Annotated in this window: 5 protein-coding genes; 3 read left to right on the forward strand and 2 right to left on the reverse strand. The window is 75.8% G+C overall.

What is annotated here, in order from left to right; all coding sequences use genetic code 11:
* The first annotated feature begins 261 nt into the window (after positions 1 to 261).
* Positions 262 to 1,032, forward strand: a complete 771-nt coding sequence (locus tag MHW47_RS31865) for a YidC/Oxa1 family membrane protein insertase (RefSeq protein WP_239227338.1) — start codon at positions 262 to 264, stop codon at positions 1,030 to 1,032.
* Between the two features lie 135 nt (positions 1,033 to 1,167).
* Positions 1,168 to 2,028, forward strand: a complete 861-nt coding sequence (locus tag MHW47_RS31870; RefSeq protein ID WP_239227339.1) for a fumarylacetoacetate hydrolase family protein — start codon at positions 1,168 to 1,170, stop codon at positions 2,026 to 2,028.
* 108 nt (positions 2,029 to 2,136) lie between these two features.
* On the opposite strand, the gene MHW47_RS31875 is transcribed toward MHW47_RS31870, so the two are convergent.
* Together MHW47_RS31875 and MHW47_RS31880 are read right to left on the reverse strand one after the other, a co-directional pair.
* Complete coding sequence (locus tag MHW47_RS31875) at positions 2,137 to 2,616, reverse strand: heme-degrading domain-containing protein (protein WP_239227340.1); 480 nt, start codon at positions 2,614 to 2,616, stop codon at positions 2,137 to 2,139.
* Positions 2,613 to 3,773: a Gfo/Idh/MocA family oxidoreductase gene (locus MHW47_RS31880; protein WP_239227341.1), complete on the reverse strand. Its 1,161-nt coding sequence runs from the start codon at positions 3,771 to 3,773 to the stop codon at positions 2,613 to 2,615. The genes MHW47_RS31875 and MHW47_RS31880 overlap by 4 nt, the downstream gene beginning before the upstream one ends.
* A 55-nt stretch (positions 3,774 to 3,828) precedes the next feature.
* Here MHW47_RS31880 and MHW47_RS31885 point away from each other — a divergent pair.
* A partial coding sequence (locus tag MHW47_RS31885; protein WP_239227342.1) for an ROK family transcriptional regulator occupies positions 3,829 to 4,885 on the forward strand: 1,057 nt, incomplete at its 3' end.

Raw genomic sequence — 4,885 nt, forward strand, 5'->3', positions numbered from 1 at the left:
CGCCGCCCCCGAGCACCGGGCCGCGCCGTCCCGACGGCCGCGTAGGGCCTCCCGCCCACCACCCGACCCGCCCCCGGACGGGGCCGGGCCCCGATCCGCCCCGCCGAGGGCCGGGGCTCCGAGCCCGTACGGGCCCACGGGCCGGACCCGCCTCCCCCGTACGAGCGCCGCTCGGTCCACGGGCGGGCGGGGCGCGGACCGTCACGCCGAAGCAGTTCCCTTCCGCTTCCCGGCACGACGAGCCTCCCGGAGACCTCAGCCATGTCCGCGTTCATGTCCGCATTCGCCGCCCTGGTCGGCGCCCTCGCCGACCTCCTCCACCCGCTCTTCCAGGGCGCCGCCACCGCGGCCGCGATCGTCCTGTTCACCGCGCTCGTCCGGCTCGCGGTGCACCCGCTCTCCCGCGCCGCCGCACGCGGGCAGAAGGCGCAGCGCCGCCTCCAGCCGCAGATCGCCGAACTGCGCAGGAAGCACGCCAAGAACCCCGAGCGGATGCAGAAGGCGCTCATGGAGCTGCACCGCGAGGAGAAGGTCTCGCCGTTCTCCGGCTGCCTGCCGAGCCTGCTCCAGATGCCCGCGTTCTTCCTGCTCTACCACCTCTTCTCCAGCTCGCGGATCGGCGGCGAGGCCAACGCGCTCCTCGGCCACCAGCTGTTCGGTGCCCCGCTCGGCGAGCGCTGGCACGACGCCCTCGCGCACGGCGGGCCGTTCGGCGCGCAGGGCCTGGTCTACCTCGGACTCTTCGCGGTCGTGGCCGCCGTCGCCACGTTCAACTACGGGCGGACCAAGCGCCAGATGGCCGCGAGCCCCGTCACCCCGGCGACCGGTCCGGACGGGCAGCCGGTGCCGGGCATGGGCGCGATGACCAAGCTGATGCCGCTGATGTCCTTCTTCACCCTGTTCACCGTCGGCTTCGTGCCGCTGGCCGCCGCGCTGTACGTCGTCACCAGCACCACCTGGACCGCGATCGAGCGGGCGTACCTGTACCGGGACATGACCGCCCCGGGGGCCGCGGTCGCCCCGGCGGCGTGACGGCGGGCTCGCCCGGCCGGTCCAGCACGTGAACAGGGTCTTGCGGAGTGATCGGACGTCTTGGAGGATCGGACAAGCCTGGCGATGGCCGCTACCCATCCGACGGGCCCGATCCCGACCGAGGAGAGAAGACTCGTGAAGCTGCTTCGTGTGGGTACGGCCGGCGCGGAACGACCGGCGCTGCTGGCCGGCGACGGCACCCTGCGTGACCTGTCGGGCGTCGTGCCCGACATCGACGGCGCGCTGCTCGCGGACGGGGACGCGCTGGCGCGCCTGCGCGCCGCCGCCGCAGCCCCCGGCGGGCTGCCGGAGCTGGACGCCGGGGGGCTGCGGGTGGGCCCGCCGCTCGCCCGCATCGGCAAGATCGTGTGCGTCGGGCTGAACTACCACGACCACGCGGCGGAGACCGGGGCGGCCGTCCCCGACGAGCCGATCCTCTTCTTCAAGGCCCCGGACACCGTCGTCGGGCCGCACGACACCGTGCTCGTGCCGCGCGGCAGCGTGAAGACCGACTGGGAGGTCGAGCTGGCCGTCGTCATCGGGCGCACCGCCCGCTACCTGGAGAGCGCCGAGGACGGCCTCGCCCACGTCGCCGGGTACGCCGTCGCGCACGACGTCTCCGAGCGCGCGTTCCAGATCGAGCACGGCGGCACCTGGGACAAGGGCAAGAACTGCGAGACGTTCAACCCGCTCGGGCCCTGGCTGGTCACCGCCGACGAGGTGCCCGACCCGCAGGCCCTCCCGCTGCGGCTCTGGGTCAACGGCGAGCTGAGGCAGAATGGCACGACCGCCGACCAGATCTTCCCCGTCGGCGAGGTCGTCCGCTACGTGAGCCGCTTCATGACGCTCTACCCGGGCGACGTGATCAACACCGGCACCCCGGCCGGCGTCGCCATGGGGCAGCCCGAGCCCAAGCCGTACCTGCGGGCCGGCGACGTGGTGGAGCTGGAGATCGAGGGGCTCGGCCGGCAGCGGCAGGAACTGAAGGACGCCTAGCCGCGACCCCGCAGGCCCCGCATCGGCGCCTCAGGGACGCCGATCGGGGCTCGATACATCGGAGGGGTGCGGCCGGGCTTGTGCCCGGACCGCGCCCCTCCGGCCGTCTCAGCCCGCGATCCGCGAGGCGAACTGCTCCAGCGCCTCCACCACCAGCGCGTGGTCCTCGGCCTGCGGCAGCCCCGAGACCGTCACCGAGCCGATGACCCCCGCGCCCTCCACCGCGATCGGGAACGAACCGCCGTGCGCCGCGTACACGTCCGGGTCGAGCCGGGACGCCTCGTCGAACGTCGTCCCCTTCGCCCGGAACCGCGTCCCCACCAGGTACGAACTCTCCCCGTACCGCTCCACCACCCGCCGCTTGCGCTCGATCCACGCGTCGTTGTCCGCGCTCGACCCGGGCAGCGCCGCGTGGAACAGCTGCTGCGCCCCGCGCCGGATGTCGATCGCGACCGGCGCGTGCCGCTCGCGGGCCAGCGCGACCAGGATGCCGCCCAGCGCGTAGGCGTCGTCGTACCCGAAGTGCGGCAGGGTCAGCCTGCGCTCCTGGGCGATCAGCTCGGAGATGGTCGGAGCGGTGGGGTTCATACGGGTTGCTCCTCGGGGACGCGAGCGGGGGACGGTACGGGGCTGCCGGCGCCGGCGGGCCGCAGGGTGACGGTGACCCCCTCGCGGGCCGAGCGGCGCGCCGCCTCCAGGACGTCCAGCGCCTCGGCCGCCTGGAGGGCCGTCACCGGATTGTCGCCCCTGCCGCGCAGCGCGTCGCCGATCGCCGCGTAGTACGCCGGATAGTCGCCCGGCAGGGTGCGGACCGGGGTGCCGCCGCCGGTCACCGGGGACTCGCCCGCGCCCAGCCGGCCCCACAGCTCCTCCGGCTCCTCGCCCCACGGCTCGCCCGGCACCGGCAGCGCACCCTCGCGCAACGCCGCCTCCTGCGGGTCCAGGCCGTGCTTCACGTAGCCCGCACCGGACCCGAGCACCCGGAAGCGCGGGCCGAGCTGGGCCGTCGTGGAGCTGACGTAAAGATGCGAGCGGACGCCCGAGACGTGGGTGAGCGCCAGGAACGTGTCGTCGTCCACCGCCGCGCCCGGCCGCCGCACGTCCGACTCCGCGTACACCCGCGCCACCGGCCCGAACAGGGTCAGCGCCTGGTCGACGAGATGGCTGCCCAGGTCGTACAGCAGCCCGCCGATCTTGCGCGGGTCGCCCGACTCGCGCCAGCCGCCCTTCAGCCGCGGGCGCCACCGCTCGAACCGGGACTCGAAGCGCTGCACCTCGCCCAGGGCGCCGTCCGCGACCAGCGCGCGCAGAGTAAGGAAGTCGCCGTCCCAGCGGCGGTTCTGGAAGACCGAGAGCAGCAGCCCGCGCGCGTCGGCCAGCGCCGCCAGCTCCCGCGCCCCGGCCGCCGTGCCCGCGACCGGCTTGTCCACGACCACCGGCAGCCCGGCCTCCAGCGCCACCCGGGCCAGCGGCACGTGCGTCCGGTTGGGCGAGGCGATCACGACCAGGTCCAGCTCGTCCGCCCGCGCCCACAGCTCGTCGGGCGCGTCCGCGAACCGTACGCCCGGATACGCGGCACGGGCCCCGGCCCGGCGCTCCTCGTCGCGGGTGACGACCGTGTCCAGCGCGAGGCCGGGGGTCGCCGCGATCAGCGGGGCATGGAAGACGGACCCCGCCAGGCCGTAGCCGACGAGCCCGACGCGCAGCGCGGGGCCGCAGGTCCCGGAAGTGGTGTGGGAGGTCATGCCTCCACTTTGGCAACGCTGTTGCCGAAGTGCAAGCGCGGGCCACAATGGGGACGTGAACAGGAGCATCAGCGGCGCCAACCTCCCCGCCCTGCGCAGCCACAACGCGGCCCTCGTGCTCGACCTGCTGCGGGTCTCGGGCGAGCGCGGCATCAGCCGGCTCGAACTCGCCGAGCGCACCGGGCTCACCCCGCAGGCCGTCAGCAAGATCACCGCCCGGCTGCGCGCCGACGGCCTGGCCGCCGAGGCCGGCCACCGCGCGTCCACCGGCGGCAAGCCGCGCACCGTCCTGCGGCTGGTCCCCGGGGCCGGGCACGCCGTGGGGCTGCACCTGGACCGGGACGGGCTGACCGCAGTCCTCGTGGACCTCGCGGGCGCCGTCGCCGAAAGCCGTACGGCCGCGCTGGACCTCGGGGCCCCGGCGGACGAGGTGCTGGCGGCGGCGGCCGGGGCGGTCGCCGCCGTACGGGGGGAGGGGGCGCGGCCCGTCCTCGGGGTGGGCGTCGCCGCGCCGGGGCCGCTGGACCACCGGAGCGGCGTGCTCCACCGGGTCACCGGCTTCCCGCGGTGGGACGGCTACCCGCTGCGCGACGCGCTCGCCGCCCGCACCGGACTGCCCGTCGTCCTGGACAAGGACACCAACGCCGCCGCCCTCGGTCTCGCCCTGGCCGGCCGGGGCCCCGCCGACTTCGCCTACCTTCACCTCGGCACCGGCCTGGGCGCCGGACTCGTCCTCGGCGGCACGGTGCACCGGGGGCCGCGGACCGGGGCGGGCGAATTCGGCCACCAGACCGTGCAGCTGGACGGGCCCCCGTGCGACTGCGGCGGCCGGGGCTGCCTGGAGGCGCTCTGCCTGGCCGCCGTCCGCCGGGGCGACCTCGCCGAGGCGGCCCGGGTCCTCGGTACCGGCGCCGCCAACCTGGCCGGGCTGCTCGACATCGACCGGGTCGTGCTGGGCGGCCGCACGGTCGCCGCGTCCCCGGAGGCGTTCGTCCGGGGAGTGGGTGCGGTGCTCGCGGAGCGCGCCCGGCGCGGCGGGGCCCACGGCGCCCCCGTCCCGGTCACGGCCCACGAGGCGGGCGACCGCCCGATCGCGGAGGGGGCGGCCCAAC

The sequence above is a fragment of the Streptomyces sp. OfavH-34-F genome (assembly GCF_022347745.1).
Lineage (GTDB): Bacteria > Actinomycetota > Actinomycetes > Streptomycetales > Streptomycetaceae > Streptomyces.

What these genes read in the sequence shown, in the direction of transcription:
- MHW47_RS31865 (WP_239227338.1), top strand. Translation starts at nt 262, where the DNA reads ATGTCCGCGTTCATGTCCGCATTCGCCGCCCTGGTCGGCGCCCTCGCC.
- MHW47_RS31875 (WP_239227340.1), bottom strand. Translation starts at nt 2,616, where the DNA reads ATGAACCCCACCGCTCCGACCATCTCCGAGCTGATCGCCCAGGAGCGC.
- MHW47_RS31880 (WP_239227341.1), bottom strand. Translation starts at nt 3,773, where the DNA reads ATGACCTCCCACACCACTTCCGGGACCTGCGGCCCCGCGCTGCGCGTC.